At 73.8% G+C, this 14248-nt stretch carries 11 protein-coding genes; 6 read left to right on the top strand and 5 right to left on the bottom strand.

All coding sequences use genetic code 11. The annotated features are described in order from the left end of the window. The first annotated feature begins 80 nt into the window (after window positions 1-80). Entirely contained in the window at window positions 81-521 is a 441-nt protein-coding gene (locus ACGFIR_RS08550) for a cytidine deaminase (RefSeq protein ID WP_393006036.1), read from the top strand. Between the two features lie 87 nt (window positions 522-608). Here ACGFIR_RS08550 and ACGFIR_RS08545 read toward each other — a convergent pair whose 3' ends face one another. After that, entirely contained in the window at window positions 609-968 is a 360-nt protein-coding gene (locus ACGFIR_RS08545) for a YciI family protein (protein WP_393006034.1), read from the bottom strand. A gap of 154 nt (window positions 969-1122) precedes the next feature. Between ACGFIR_RS08545 and ACGFIR_RS08540 the strand changes: the two genes are divergently transcribed. Genes ACGFIR_RS08540 through ACGFIR_RS08525 form a run of 4 tightly spaced genes read left to right on the top strand, consistent with a single transcriptional unit; the run spans window position 1123 to window position 5075 of the window. Then, window positions 1123-2169, top strand: coding sequence for a FecCD family ABC transporter permease (locus ACGFIR_RS08540; RefSeq protein ID WP_393143952.1), 1047 nt, complete (start codon window positions 1123-1125; stop codon window positions 2167-2169). Further along, on the top strand, window positions 2166-3257 hold the full coding sequence (locus ACGFIR_RS08535; RefSeq protein ID WP_393006030.1) for a FecCD family ABC transporter permease: 1092 nt from the start codon (window positions 2166-2168) through the stop codon (window positions 3255-3257). The genes ACGFIR_RS08540 and ACGFIR_RS08535 overlap by 4 nt, the downstream gene beginning before the upstream one ends. Before the next feature lie 25 nt (window positions 3258-3282). Next, window positions 3283-4131, top strand: coding sequence for an ABC transporter ATP-binding protein (locus ACGFIR_RS08530; protein ID WP_393143950.1), 849 nt, complete (start codon window positions 3283-3285; stop codon window positions 4129-4131). After that, on the top strand, window positions 4131-5075 hold the full coding sequence (locus ACGFIR_RS08525) for an ABC transporter substrate-binding protein (RefSeq protein ID WP_393006026.1): 945 nt from the start codon (window positions 4131-4133) through the stop codon (window positions 5073-5075). The genes ACGFIR_RS08530 and ACGFIR_RS08525 overlap by 1 nt, the downstream gene beginning before the upstream one ends. A gap of 21 nt (window positions 5076-5096) precedes the next feature. Here the strand turns inward: ACGFIR_RS08525 and ACGFIR_RS08520 are convergent, their stop codons facing one another. The 3 genes from ACGFIR_RS08520 to ACGFIR_RS08510 form a co-directional block, all read right to left on the bottom strand. Further along, entirely contained in the window at window positions 5097-6188 is a 1092-nt protein-coding gene (locus ACGFIR_RS08520) for a glycosyltransferase family 2 protein (protein WP_393144700.1), read from the bottom strand. Between the two features lie 102 nt (window positions 6189-6290). After that, complete coding sequence (locus ACGFIR_RS08515) at window positions 6291-8081, bottom strand: hypothetical protein (RefSeq protein WP_393143948.1); 1791 nt, start codon at window positions 8079-8081, stop codon at window positions 6291-6293. 277 nt (window positions 8082-8358) lie between these two features. Next, window positions 8359-9003, bottom strand: a complete 645-nt coding sequence (locus ACGFIR_RS08510; RefSeq protein WP_393006022.1) for a hypothetical protein — start codon at window positions 9001-9003, stop codon at window positions 8359-8361. A 570-nt stretch (window positions 9004-9573) separates the two neighbouring features. Between ACGFIR_RS08510 and helR the strand changes: the two genes are divergently transcribed. Beyond that, on the top strand, window positions 9574-11718 hold the full coding sequence (gene helR / locus ACGFIR_RS08505) for an RNA polymerase recycling motor ATPase HelR (RefSeq protein WP_393143946.1): 2145 nt from the start codon (window positions 9574-9576) through the stop codon (window positions 11716-11718). Between the two features lie 16 nt (window positions 11719-11734). Here the strand turns inward: helR and ACGFIR_RS08500 are convergent, their stop codons facing one another. Further along, a complete protein-coding gene (locus ACGFIR_RS08500) occupies window positions 11735-14239 on the bottom strand; it encodes a DEAD/DEAH box helicase (protein ID WP_393143944.1) in 2505 nt (834 codons plus the stop codon). Window positions 14240-14248 lie beyond the last annotated feature (9 nt).

Here is a 14248-nt window from a genome sequence, read left to right as displayed (position 1 = left end):
GGCGTCCGGCGAGGGGCGCGCGGGGGCGCTCCGCCGGTCTAGAGTGGGGCGCCGACCGACCTTGGCCACGGGGGATGGGGATGACGATGCGCGACACCGACCGGGCCCTGGTGCAGGCCGCCACGGCGGTCGCCAAGCTGCGCTGCCGCAGCGACAACCACACGGTCGCCGCCGCCGCGCGGACCACCGACGGCCGGGTCTTCACCGGGGTCAACGTCTACCACTTCACCGGTGGGCCCTGCGCCGAGGTGGTGGCGGTCGGCGCCGCCGCCACCCAGGGCGTCACCGAGCTGGAGACGATCGTCGCGGTGGGCGACCGGGGGCGCGGGGTGATCCCGCCCTGCGGGCGCTGCCGCCAGGTGCTGCGCGACTACTTCCCGACCGTTCGCGTCATCGTCGGGCCGATGGACGCGCTGCGCGTGGTGCACGTCGCCGAGCTGCTGCCCGAGACGTACGTCTGGGCCGACCAGCAGCTCGACGGGCCGACCGGCCCGCTCCCCGCGCCCCGCCCGGCCGACTGACGCGCCTCGGGCACCGCTACGGCCAGCGCGCCACCGGCGGGCGGCGCCCCGACCCGCCGACGGCGCCGACCGATGCCCGCCGCGCCGTCAGTCGCCGGCGGCGGCCTCCAGGATCGACCGGGGCAACGGCACGCTCTCGAAGCGCAGGATGCCCTCCGGCACCATCCAGCTCATCACCCGTACGCGCAGTCGCCCCGCCCGCACGGCCGGGTCGTTGTGGTACAGCTCACGGGCCTCCTCCGGCGAGATGGACAGCACCACGAACCCGCGCAGTCGCTCGTCGTCGGTGTCGACGAACGGGCCCGCGGCCAGGACGAGCCCCTGCTCCACCAACCCCGCGTGGTGGGCCAGGTGGGCGTCCCGCAACCGGTCGGCCGCGTCCAGCGGCAGCTGCGGCGCGTCCGACGGCCGGCTCAGGAGCACCACGGTGTGCTGGTCGAATCGCATGCCCCACACCCTAGGGCGGCCAGGGCCGCCGTCCGCCCGGATCCGCAGCTGTCCGCCCTGGTCAGCGCCGCCCGGATCGACGACGGCCAGTTAGGTGCGGCCAGGGTGCTCCGCTAAGGTAAGGCGACCCTAAGCTCAAACGTGCAGGAGTTTCGTGACCACCCTCGCCACCCGGCCGGCGCCGGCCCGCACCCGGCCCAGGGCGCGTGGCGGTCGCCGCCTCGCGGTCCTCGTCGCCGCCGCGTCGGTGCTGCTGCTGGCCGTGCTGGCGAGCTTCGCGCTCGGCAGCCGGGCGCTGGCCGTCGACGAGGTGTGGCGGGCGCTGATCGCCCCCGACGGCGGCGAGGCCAGCACCATCGTGCGGGAGCTGCGGATGCCGCGTACCGCGCTGGGCCTCGTCGTCGGGCTGGCGCTCGCCGTCGCCGGGGTCCTCTTCCAGGCCCTCACCCGCAACCCGTTGGCCGAACCCCGCATCCTCGGCATCAGCGCCGGCGCCTCGTTCGGCGTGGTGCTGGCCATCTCCGTCTTCGGGGTGGGCACGCTGGCCGGGTACGTCTGGTTCGGCATCGGCGGCGCGCTCGGCGCCGGCGTGCTGGTCTTCGCCGTCGCCGCGAAGGCCCGCGACGGCGCCAGCCCGGTCACCCTCGCGCTGGTCGGCGCGGCCCTCGACGCCAGCCTCGCCTCCGTGGTGTACGCGCTGCTCAGCATGGACGCCCGCACCTTCGAGGAGTACCGCTTCTGGGTGGTCGGCGGGCTGACCGGCCGGGACGTCACGGTGGCCGCCCAGGTGCTGCCGTTCGTGCTCGCCGGGCTGTTCCTGGCGGCGCTGGTCGCCCGGGGCCTGGACGCGCTGGCCCTCGGCGACGACGTGGCCCGGGGCCTCGGGCACCGCATCGGGCTGGTCCGCGTCGGCGGCGGCGTCGCCGCCGTCCTGCTCACCGGGGCGGCCGTCGCCGCCGCCGGGCCGATCGCCTTCGTCGGGCTCGCGGTGCCGCACCTGGCCCGCGCCCTGGTCGGTACCGACCACCGCTGGACCCTCGCGGTCTCCGCCCTGCTCGGGCCCGCGCTGCTGCTGGGCGCCGACGTCGTCGGCCGGCTCGTCGCGCCGCCCGGGGAGGTGCCCGCGGGCATCGTCACCGCACTGGTCGGCGCCCCGCTGCTGGCCTTCCTGGTACGCCGCGCGAAGGTCGTGACGGCGTGAGCGCCCCCACCGCCCCGGCGGCAGGGCGGCCGGTGGGCCGTCGGCGGGTGGGCGTCACCGCGCTGCCCGGGCGTTCGCTGGTGCGGATCGGTCCGCTCAACGTGCAGGTCCGCCGCCGCTCGGTGCTGGTCGCCGCCGTGCTGGTCGTGCTGCTGCTCGCCGCAGGAGTGCTCAGCCTCTCGCTGGGCACCCCGTACGTCGCCCCGGCCGACGTGCTGCGCGCCCTCTCCGGCGCCGGCACCCCGTACGACCTGGTGGTCCTCGACCTGCGGCTGCCCCGGCTGGTGCTGGCCGCGGTGGCCGGCGCGGCCTTCGGGGTGGCCGGCACGCTGATCCAGAGCGTGGCGCGCAACCCGCTCGCCAGCCCCGACGTCGTCGGCATCACCCAGGGCGCCGGTCTCGCCGCGACGGTGGCCCTGACCGGCGGCGTCGCCGCCGTGCTCGTGGCGCCGGCCGCGCTGGTCGGCGGGCTGGTCGCCGCCGCGCTGCTGTTCGCCCTCGGCGCCCGGCACGGCCTGGCCGCCCAGCGGTTCGTGCTCGCCGGCGTGGCGGTCGCCTTCGCGCTGCGGGCCCTGACCGAGGTGGTCATGCTCACCGCCGACCCGATCGACGGGCTGCGCGCGCAGATCTGGCTGATCGGCACGCTCGCCGGCAAGGGCTGGACCGAGAGCCTGTGGATCGCCCTCACCCTGGCCGCGCTCCTGCCGGTGCTGGCCTGGGCCGGCTGGGCGCTGAACAGCACCGCCCTGGACGACGACACCGCCCGGGGGATCGGCCTGCGCCCGGTGGCCCGCCGGGTCGGCCTCGCCGGCACCGGCGTGCTGGCCGCCGCGATGGTCACCGCCCAGGTGGGCGCGGTGGACTTCGTCGCCCTGGTCGCCCCGCAGCTGGCCCGCCGGCTGGTCCGCGCCGAGCGACCGCCCCTGGTCGGCGCCGCGTTGCTCGGCGCGCTGCTGCTGGTCCTGGCCGACCTGGGTGGCCGGCGGTTGTTCGCCCCCACCCAGCTGCCCGCCGGCGTGCTGACCGCCGCCATCGGCGGCCCGTACCTGATCTTCCTGCTGCTCCGCGGCCGGCGACGGTCCTCGTGATGTCCCACCCTGGCAAGGAGGCGTGATGCTCTCCACCCGCGACCTGGTCGCCGGCTACGACGAGCGGACCGTGCTGGACGGGCTCGACCTGGAGCTGTCCGGCGACGCGTTCACGGTGATCGTCGGCCCGAACGCCTGCGGCAAGTCGACGCTACTGCGCACAATGGCCCGCCTGCTCACGCCCCGGCGCGGCGCCGTGCTGCTGGACGGCACCGCCATCCGTGACCTGCCGACCCGCGAGGTCGCCCGCCGCCTCGGCGTGCTGCCGCAGAGCCCGCTGGTGCCGGAGGGCGTCACCGTGGCCGACCTGGTCGGCCGGGGCCGGCAGCCGTACCAGCGGTGGTGGCGGCAGTGGTCGGAGTCCGACGGCCTCGCCGTCGACCGGGCCATGGCGCTCGCCGACGTGACCGGGCTGGCCGACCGGCCGGTGGACACCCTCTCCGGCGGTCAGCGCCAGCGCGTCTGGATCGCCATGGCCCTCGCCCAGGACACCGAGGCGCTGCTGCTGGACGAGCCCACCACCTTCCTCGACCTCGCCCACCAGGTGGAGGTGCTGGACCTGCTGCACCGGCTGCGCGTCGAGCGTGGCCGCACGGTCGTCGCCGTGCTGCACGACCTCAACCAGGCCGCCCGGTACGCCGACCACCTGATCGCGATGCGCGCCGGGGCCGTGGTGGCCGCCGGGCCGCCCCGGGAGATCCTCACCGCCGACCTGGTCCGCGACGTCTTCGGGCTCGACTGCGTGGTCGTGCCCTGCCCGGTGACCGGGGCGCCCCTGGTGGTGCCCGCGCTCACCAGCCCCACCCTGACTCGCCCCTCGGCCGGGGACGCGGCGACGCCGCCGACCGGCTCGTACCCCTCGAAAGGAATCTGATGCGTCGTCTCGCCGCCACCCTCACCGCGGCCCTGGCCCTCGGCGTCGGCCTCACCGCCTGCGGTGAGAGCGACCCGGTCGCCGACACCACCACCGGACAGACCCGGGAGATCACCCACGCCATGGGCACCACCAAGGTGCCGGTGGAGCCCAAGCGGGTCGTCGTGCTCGACACAGACAAGATCGACACAGCCCTGACACTCGGCGTCACACCGGTCGGCGCCGCCACCGCCGGCGAGGCGCGGAGCTGGCCGACCTACTTCGGCGAGGAGAAGCTCGCCGGCATCAAGGAGGTCGGGGTGCTCACCGAGCCCGACCTGGAGGCCATCAACGCCCTCAAGCCGGACCTGATCCTGGGCAGCAAGTTCCGCCAGGAGAAGTTCTACGACGAGCTGGCCGCGATCGCGCCGACCGTCTTCACCGAGAAGGTCGGCATCACCTGGAAGGAGAACTTCCTCTTCGACGGCGCGGCGCTCGGCAAGGAGCAGCAGGCCAAGGACCTGCTGGCCGCGTACGAGAAGCGGGCCGGGGAGTTCGGCGACAAGCTCGGCGACGCCGCCACCCGCGAGGTCTCCATCGTCCGCTTCATGCCGACCGAGATCCGGGTGTACGGGCCGGACTCCTTCTCCGGCATCGTCATCGGCGACACCGGGCTGGGCCGCCCCGAGCGGCAGCAGCTCACCGGCAAGGAGGACCGGCGGATGGACCGGGTCAGCCCGGAGCGCATCGGCGAGGCCGACGGCGACGTCATCTTCGTGACCGCGTACGGCGAGAAGGCCGCCGCCGAGCAGGCCAAGGTCACCGGCGGGACGCTCTGGAAGGGGCTGTCGGCGGTCAAGGCGGGCAAGGCGCACGTCGTCTCCGACGAGATCTGGATGACCGGCATCGGCATCGGCGCCGCCAACAAGATCCTCGACGACCTGGAGAAGTACCTCACCGCCTGACCGGCACGCGCGCGGCAGCCGCTACGGCTGCCGCGCGTCGCCCGTCACGGAGTCGCCGGCGGCGCGCCGCAGCGAGCGGTACCGGGGGAGATCCTCGCGGGCCGGCCCGCCCCGCCGGGCCCGCTCACCCGGCCTCGCCGCCGGCTGGTCCGGCACCCGGGGCGCCTCCCCGCGCTCCGTGACCAGGTGCTCGGTCTCCTGGACCAGGTAGTGCGGCCGGCGCTTGGTCTCGTAGTAGATCCGGCCGATGTACTCACCGATGACGCCCAGGATCGTCATCTGGATGCCGCCGAGCCCGATCACGCTGACGATGATGGTGGTGTAGCCGGGAACGTCGATGCCCTTGCTGACGGCGTCCGCGACCACCCAGGCCATGTAGACCACCGCGATCAGGGTGAGGAACAGGCCGCCGTAGATCGCCAGCCGCAGCGGCCGGTTGTTGAACGACAGCAGCCCGTCGAACGCGTAGTTGAACAGCTTGCCGAACGTCCACCTGCTCCGGCCCGCCTGCCGGGTCTGGTTGCCGTGCGCGACCACCACCGTCCGGAAACCGATCCACGAGAACAGCCCCTTCGAGAAGCGGTTGTACTCGGGCATCGCGAGCACCGCGTCCACCGCCAGCCGCGACAGCAGCCGGAAGTCGCCCGCCCCGTCCAGCAGCCGCACGTCGATCCACCAGTTCACGATCCGGTAGAAGGACCGCGAGGCCAGCATCCGTACGAACCGGTCACCGCGCCGGTCCCGGCGGGCGATCACCTGGTCGAAACCCTGCTGGTACAGCGCCACCATCTCGGGCAGCAACCTGGGCGGGTGCTGGAGGTCGGCGTCCATGATCACCACGGCGTCCCCGGTGGCCCGCTCCAGCCCGGCCAGCATCGCCGCCTCCTTGCCGAAGTTGCGGCTCAGCGACGTGTACCGCACGCGGGGATCGGCGGCGGCGAGTCGGCGCAGCGCCACGAGGGTGTTGTCGGAGCTGCCGTCGTCGATGTACACCACCTCGATCTCGACGTCGGACAGCTCCGCGACCGCGGCGGTCACCGCCGTGTGCAGCCGCTCCACCGAGGCTTCCTCGTTGAAGCAGGGCACCACCACCGACAGGAGCACGTCCGTCACCCCGCCCGGCCCGTGCCCGAGGGCGCCCGGCCTGTCCCCGAGCACGCCCGGCCCGTGCCCGAGGGTGCCCGGCCCGCGCCGCGCCGCCGCGCGCCGGCCCTCTCAGAGGCGGTAGACCAGCACACCGTCGATCTCCTCCCGGGTGATGCCCAGCCCGTCGATCGGCCGGTCCGCGATGCCCTCCCACGGCGTGCCGCCGGCCCAGCCCGGCAGGGCCACCACGGAACGCACCCCGATGCCCCGCAGGTACGCCACACTGCCCGCGTCGGGGAAGGCGGCCGTCGCGGCCTTGGTCTGCGCCTGGGTGACCGGCTCGAACCCGGCGAGCCCGTTGGTCACCCGGGGGAACCCGTCCGTCGTCCACGACATGAAGATCAGGTCGAGCGCGCCGCCAGCGGGCAGCACCAGCGTCGGCTCCGCCGCCGTACGCATCGCGGCCGGTGGCGGCGGCACCTCCGGATGCGCCGTCCGGTTGACCCCCTCCAGCCCGACGAGGGCCAGCGGCACCAGCAGCAGCACCGGCGCCAGGAACCTCGCCCGGCCCCGGGACGACCACCGTCGTACCGCGGCGGCGAACACCGTCACCGTGCCCGCCGCCAGCACCGCCAGCAGCAGGCTGGTCCAGTGCATCATCCGGCCCGGCGTGCGCAACGCGTCCCAGCCCGGCAGGTGCTTCGACAACGTCAGGTAGCCCGGATCGCCGTCGCCGCCGAGGGTGGCGCCCAGACCCAGCAGCACGGTGGCGAGCACCCCGAGCCCCAGGGCGACCCGGTGCCGGGCCGGGTACACCGAGAGGAACAACCCCGCGCCGGCCAACGCGAGCAGGACCATCCCGGGCAGCAACGCCATCTCCGGCGGCCAGGACAGCTGTTCGCGGGCCGCCGCGTGCCGCTCGCCCCACCACCACGAGTCCGCCGGGGCGGTGACCAGGCCGATCAGCGGCGGCGAGAACATCTCCGTCCAGGCCAGCGACCGTTCGGCCTGCGGGTTGAGGTCGACGACCCGCAGGTAGACCAGGCCCAGCAGCAGCGTCACCGTGCCGAAGACGGCCCCGCCGGCCAGGTCGGCCACCAGCAGCCGCCGGCCGAACGCGGGCCGTCGGCCGCGCCGCCACCACGACCAGCCGTAGCCGCCGGCCCCGACCAGCACCGCGGCCAGCAGGAAGTACACCAGCGGCAGCCCGATGCCGAAGCCCAGGCTGATCTGCCAGGCGGCGACGAGCCACCCCGCCAGGGCCCAGCCCGGTCGCCGCCGTTCCGGCCGGTACCCGTGCCGCAGCGACCAGCCGTGGCCGCGCGCCAGCATCGCCAGGCACAGCGCGATCCCGCCGCTGGACAGGATGTTCAGGTGCCCGGCGTGCGCCAGCCGCCAGGGCGCGTACGCCCACGCGACCCCGGCGACCGCCCCGCCCAGGCGGCCCGCCCCGAGCTGCCGCACCAGCGCGTACGCCCCGACGAAGGCCAGCGCGTGCACCAGCACGTACGTCACGTTGTAGCGGATCAGGGCGGCCTCGAAGCCCGAGCCGAGCATCCCGAGCGGGGCGTAGCCGAGCAGCGTGTCGCTGTAGGCGTACGTGTAGGTCTCGGGGAAGAACGTGTTCGAGTGCCACAGGCCGGCGGGGTTGGTCAGCAGGGCGTGCCCGGCCCAGGCCATCTGCCACGTCTGCAGGGTGGGGTCGCCGATGTCGCCGGGGATCGTGCTCGCCGGGTGCCGCAACGTGGGCCAGGTCAGCACCACCGCCAGCAGCAGCCCGCCGAGCACCGCCAGCGTCCATTCGTGCCACAGCCACCGCCACCGGTTGGCGGTGCCAGGGCTGCGGACGACCGATGCCTGGTCGTCCTCGTGGTCGACGGTCTGGGCGGACGGTTGAGCGTCCATGGACCCGGTGGTCATGAAGATAGAGGATTCACGATGTCAATCATCGTGTCGATCCACCGTACGGCTACGGACTGTGCCGACCCCCTGACTTGCGCCCGGAGGACGGGCCGCGGGCGCGTCGTGTCGACGGGGACCGCCCGCTCACCGTGCCGCTGCCGGCACGCACTCCGAGAGCGCGGCCGTGACGGGCCCCGGCCCGGCCGAATGTCGGCCGGGCCGGGATGGCTGCCGGTGGGCGGGTCGTGAGCGGGTCTCGGGTGCGGGATCGGTCGGTGGGTCTGTGGTGGCGGGATCAGGCGGCGCTGGACCAGATGGCCCGGAAGGCCGCCGCCTCGCCGGCCAGCCAGCGTTCGATCTGCTCCGGACGGGCGTCGGCGGGCATGCGGTGGGCCACACCCCGACGGACGTCGACCAGGACCGGCTCGGCGTGCGGCAGCACCGCGTCCATGTGCCGGGCCATCAGGTGCAGGGTGGCGAGCGTCGCCTCCTCGCTCGGCGGTGCCTCGTCGAAGTGCAGCCGCACCGCCTCGACGCGGCCGTCGGCGTGGCGTACGCCGAACTGGGGGTTGACCTTGACGGGCAGGTCGCCGAGCATCGCGAGCGCGTCGCGGGTCTGGGCGAGGTCCAGCGTCCTCGGCTCGCCGAGGGAGCACAGCCAGGTCTTCGCGCCCGGGACGAGGGCCTCGTAGAGCGGACGCCAGCGCGGCTTGACCACGTCGGCCACCTGGTCGAGGTGGGTGCCGCCGGTGTGGAAGGCGATGTCGGCCTTGAGCGCCTTGACGAACTGGCCGTGCGGGTTGAAGCCGGAGCGGCTGGCCCGCTGCTTGCGCAGGCCCCCGACGAAGGTGGCCTTCGTCGGGCCGGTGCGGTCGACGTAGCGGGTGAAGCCGAGCAGGGTGGCGTAGGGGGTGGGCGGGGCGGAGGCGGGCGTGGTCACGGGCGTCCTCCCAGGTCAGGACCTCGATTAGTACATACATTCTAATCGACCGGTGTGACATCTCCCAGGGATTCGGGGCACCCGTTCACGCGGGGTGCGGGCACCCCGTGCACGCGGGATGCGGCGGGGAACCTCCGGTCGGCAGGGCTCCGACTGAGGCGGCGCCGGCGGCCGCCTCGGCTGGTTCCCGCGCAGCCTCGCTGCCCGGCGTCGCGCACGGGTGGCGGGCGACGGCCCCGGCGGGACGTCCGGGCCGGGGTGCCTCGTCCGGGCCGGCGTTGTCGAGGAAAAGCGGAGAACGCGATTCCGCCCGGGAAAGAATGAAGGGAAAGGAGCCAACTCCTTTCCCTTCTCAACATATAGCGCACCCGGGGGCTTGCGGCAAGACCCGGTGCATGCCGCAGAATCACCGGCCGAGGCCGTGACCCGCGAAAACAAGACTCACGAAATGCCGTGTGTCGTCGACGCGCGGGTCACATCGTCGGCCGGAAAAGGGCGGCCAGGATCCGCGCGCGCCGCGGTATCGCGAGCCGGGCCCTGAACGAGAGCGGAGCTGATTCTGTGAATCCTGTGGGCACGAGTGCGTTCGACCTTCCCGGGCACCTCGCCGCCAAGGCCGACCCGGCGCTGATCGCCGGCGACGAACGGCACTTCGCGGCCATCGCCGAGAGCATCGCGCAGTCGACCGCCGAACTCTCCGAGCGCCTCGACGCCGAACGCCGGGCGCCCGGTGGCAAGGGCCGGCAGGCGGTGGACCGCGACGAGGAGGTCCGCCGGCTGACCGCCCGCCTGCGTACGCTGCACCGCTACGGGGTGGACCTGTGCCTGGGGCACATGGTGGGCGCGGACGGCTCCGAGCCCGTGTACGTCGGACGACGCGGCCTCACGGCCGGCGCGGGTGGCCGGCTGCTGGTCGACTGGCGCTCGCCCGCGGCCGAACCGTTCTTCGCGGCGACCCATGCCAACCCGATGGGGCTGGCGAGCCGCCGCAGGTACCGCTGGACCCGCGGCCGGGTCACCGACTACTGGGACGAGGTGTTCACCCCCGACGGGTTCGAGGGGCACGCCGCCGCGCTCGACGACCAGTCCGCCTTCATCGCCAGCCTGGGCGCCAGCAGGTCGGCGCGGATGCGCGACGTGCTCGGCACGATCCAGGCCGACCAGGACGCCATCATCCGCGCGGGATCGAGCGGCGCGCTCGTCGTCGACGGCGGCCCCGGCACGGGCAAGACCGTCGTCGCGCTGCACCGCACCGCGTACCTCCTCTACGCCGACCCGCGCCTCGGTCATCGCCGGGGCGGCGTGCTGTTCGTCGGCCCGCACCAGCCCTACCTCGCGTACGTGGCCGACGTCCTGCCCAGTCTCGGGGAGGACGACGTGCAGACCTGCACCCTGCGCGACCTCGTGCCCGAGGGCGCCACGGCGGGCGTCGAGACCGACCCGGAGGTGGCCCGGCTCAAGTCGTCCGCCGACCTGGTGAAGGCGATCGAGGCGGCCGTCAGGTTCTACGAGGAGCCGCCGACCGCACCGATGACGGTCACGACCGACGAGGCCGACATCCGGGTGAGCGCCGACGACTGGGCCGAGGCGTTCGAGGCGGCGGGCCCCGGCACGCCGCACAACGAGGCGCGCGACGAGGTCTGGGAGGAGCTGCTCACGATCCTGACGGAGAAGTACGACGGCGACGAGCCGGACGACCTGGTACGCGCGGCGCTGCTGCGCAACCGGGAGCTGCGTACGGCGTTCAGCCGGGCCTGGCCGCTGCTCGAGGCGACCGACCTCGTCGGCGACCTGTGGTCGGTGCCCGCCTACCTGCGCAGGTGCGCCCCGTGGCTCAGCCCCGACGAGGTCCGCAAGCTCCAGCGCCCCGACGCCCGGGCCTGGACGGTGTCCGACCTGCCCTTCCTCGACGCGGCGCGGCAGCGCCTCGGCGACCGGGAGGCGTCCGGGCGCAGGCGTCGGAACGAGGCCGTCGTCGCCGTCGAACGCGCGCGCATGGCGACCGTCGTGGACGACCTCATCGCGGCCCACGTCTACGACGACGGCGAGGGTGTGCTGTCGAGCCTGCGCCAACTGGACCTCCAGGACGCCCTGGTCGACGAGGCCGTCCTGCCCGACGTCGAGCCGGACCTGCTCGCCGGCCCGTTCGCCCACATCGTCGTGGACGAGGCGCAGGAACTGACCGACGCCGAGTGGCAGATGCTGCTGCTGCGCTGCCCGTCGGGGAGCTTCACCATCGTCGGAGACCGCGCCCAGGCCCGGCACGGCTTCACGGAGTCGTGGCGCGAACGGCTCGCCCGCATCGGGCTCGACCGGGTCACCCTGGCCTCGCTGACCGTCAACTACCGGACGCCGAAGGAGATCATGGCGGAGGCCGAGCCGGTCATCCGGGCGGTGCTCCCGGACGCCAACGTGCCGACCTCCATCCGCACCGGCGGCGTACCCGTCGCCCGCGGCTGTGCCGCCGAACTGGACGCGATCCTCGACGCCTGGCTCGCCGCGCACGCCGAGGGGACCGCCTGCGTCATCGGCGATCCCACCTTCGCGGCGACGTCCCGGGTCCGGTCGCTGACCCCGGAGCTGGCGAAAGGGCTCGAGTTCGACCTGGTCGTCCTCGTCGACCCGGAGGCGTTCGGCGAGGGCGTCGAGGGAGCCGTCGACCGCTACGTCGCGATGACCCGGGCGACCCAGCAGCTCGTCGTGCTCACCACGTGACCGCCGCCGGGCGCGCTCAGAGCTGGCCGACCGAGGTGACCCGGACGACCGCCGCGCCCGCCTCGTCGGAGGCCGCGAGGTCGACCTCCGCGCTGATCCCCCAGTCGTGGTCGCCCTCGGGGTCGTCGAGGATCTGCCGGACCGTCCACCGTTCCCGGCCCTGCTCGATCATGAGCAGCGCCGGGCCGCGGGCGTCCGGGCCCACCCCGATCGAGTCGTACGCCTCGAAGTACGGCTCCAGCGCGTCGGCCCAGGCGTCCGCGTCCCAGCCCGACGCGGCGTCCAGCTCGCCGAGGTCGTACCAGCGGCGCAGGGCGGCCAGCTCGACCCGGCGGAACAGGGCGTTGCGCACCAGCACCCGGAAGGCCCGGGCGTTGCGGGTGACCGCCGGCACACGGTCGTCCAGCGCCTCGGCGGCCTCGGCGGCGTCGGTGGGGTTGCGCAGCCGCTCCCACTCGTCGATGAGGCTGGAGTCGACCTGGCGGACCAGCTCGCCGAGCCACTCGATGAGGTCGACCAGCTCCTCGGTCTTGGCGTCCTCGGGCACCGTCTGCCGCAGCGTCTTGTACGCGTCGGCGAGGTAGCGCAGGACCAGGCCCTCCGACCGGGTCAGACCGTAGAACTGCACGTACTCGGCGAAGGTCATCGCCCGCTCGTACATGTCCCGCACGACGGACTTGGGGGAGAGCTGGTGGTCGGCCACCCACGGGTGCCCCTGCCGGTACATCTCGTAAGCCGAGTCCAGCAGCTCCGCCAGGGGCTTCGGCCAGGTCACCCCGTCGAGCAGTTCGAGGCGGGCCTCGTACTCGATGCCCTCGGCCTTCATCGCGGCGACCGCCTCGCCGCGGGCCTTGAACTGCTGCGCGGAGAGCACCTGGCGCGGGTCGTCCAGGATCGACTCGATCACCGAGAGCACGTCGAGGGCGTACGCGGGGGACTCGACGTCGAGCAGCTCGATCGTGGCCAGCGCCAGCGGGGAGAGCGGCTGGTTGAGGGCGAAGTCGAGCTGGAGGTCGACGGTGAGGCGGACCCGTCGCCCGGTCTCGTCGGGCTCGTCGAGCTGCTCGACGACCCCGCCCGCGCGCAGCGCCCGGTAGATGGCGATGGCGCGGCGGATGTGCCGGCGCTGGGCGGCGCGGTCCTCGTGGTTGTCGGTGAGCAGGTGCCGCATCGCGGCGAACGCGTCGCCGGGGCGGCCGATGACGTTGAGCAGCATCGAGTGGCTGACGTGGAAGCTGGAGGTGAGCGGCTCCGGCTCCGCCTCGACCAGGCGGTCGAAGGTGGGCCGGCCCCAGCCGATGGACCCCTCCGGCGGCTTCTTGCGCACCACCTTGCGCCGCTTCTTCGGGTCGTCGCCGGCCTTGGCCAGCGCCTTCTCGTTGTCGATCACGTGCTCGGGGGCCTGCACGACGACCCGGCCGACGGTGTCGAACCCGGCCCGCCCGGCCCGGCCGGCGATCTGGTGGAACTCGCGCGCCTTGAGCAGCCGGGTGCGCACCCCGTCGTACTTGGACAGGCCGGTGAACAGCACGGTGCGGATCGGCACGTTGATCCCGACGCCGAGGGTGTCGGTGCCGCAGATGACCTTGAGCAGACCGGCCTGGGCCAGGGTTTCGACGAGCCGGCGGTACTTGGGCAGCAACCCGGCGTGGTGCACGCCGATGCCGTGCCGGACCAGCCGGGACAGCGTCTTGCCGAATCCGGAGGTGAACCGGAAGTTCCCGATCGCGGTGGCGATCATGTCCTTCTCGGCGCGGGTGCAGACGTTGACGCTCATCAGGGCCTGGGCGCGCTCCAGGGCGGCGGCCTGGGTGAAGTGCACGACGTAGACGGGCGCCTGCTTCGTCTCCAGCAGCTCTTCGAGCGTCTCGTGCAGCGGCGTCATCGCGTACGAGAAGATCAGCGGGACCGGCCGCTCGGCCGAGCGGACGACGGCGGTGGGCCGGCCGGTACGCCGGGTGAGGTCGTCGACGAAGCGGGTGGTGTCGCCCAGCGTGGCGGACATCAGGACGAACTGCGCCTGCGGCAGCTCGATGAGCGGCACCTGCCACGCCCAGCCCCGGTCGGGCTCGGCGTAGAAGTGGAACTCGTCCATGATCACTTGGCCGACGTCGGCGCGGTCGCCCTCGCGCAGCGCCAGGTTGGCCAGGATCTCGGCGGTGCAGCAGATGATCGGCGCGTCGGCGTTGACGCTGGCGTCGCCGGTCAGCATGCCGACGTTGTCGGCGCCGAAGACCTCGCAGAGGGCGAAGAACTTCTCCGACACCAGCGCCTTGATCGGGGCGGTGTAGAACGTCGTCCGGTCGTCGGCCAGGGCCGCGAAGTGCGCCGCGATGGCGACCAGGCTCTTGCCGGAGCCGGTCGGCGTATTCATGATCACGTTGGCGCCGGAGACGATCTCGATGACCGCCTCCTCCTGGTGGGGGTAGAGGTCGAGGCCGCGCTCCTTCGCCCAGCCGGCGAACGCGTCGAAGAGGGTGTCGGGGTCGGCGCTTGTCGGCAGCGCGGCGGTGAGCGTCATAGCGCCTCC

The sequence above is a fragment of the Micromonospora sp. NPDC049051 genome (assembly GCF_043197575.1).
Classification (GTDB): Bacteria; Actinomycetota; Actinomycetes; order Mycobacteriales; family Micromonosporaceae; genus Micromonospora.
This window is presented reverse-complemented; position numbering and strand designations above follow the sequence as displayed.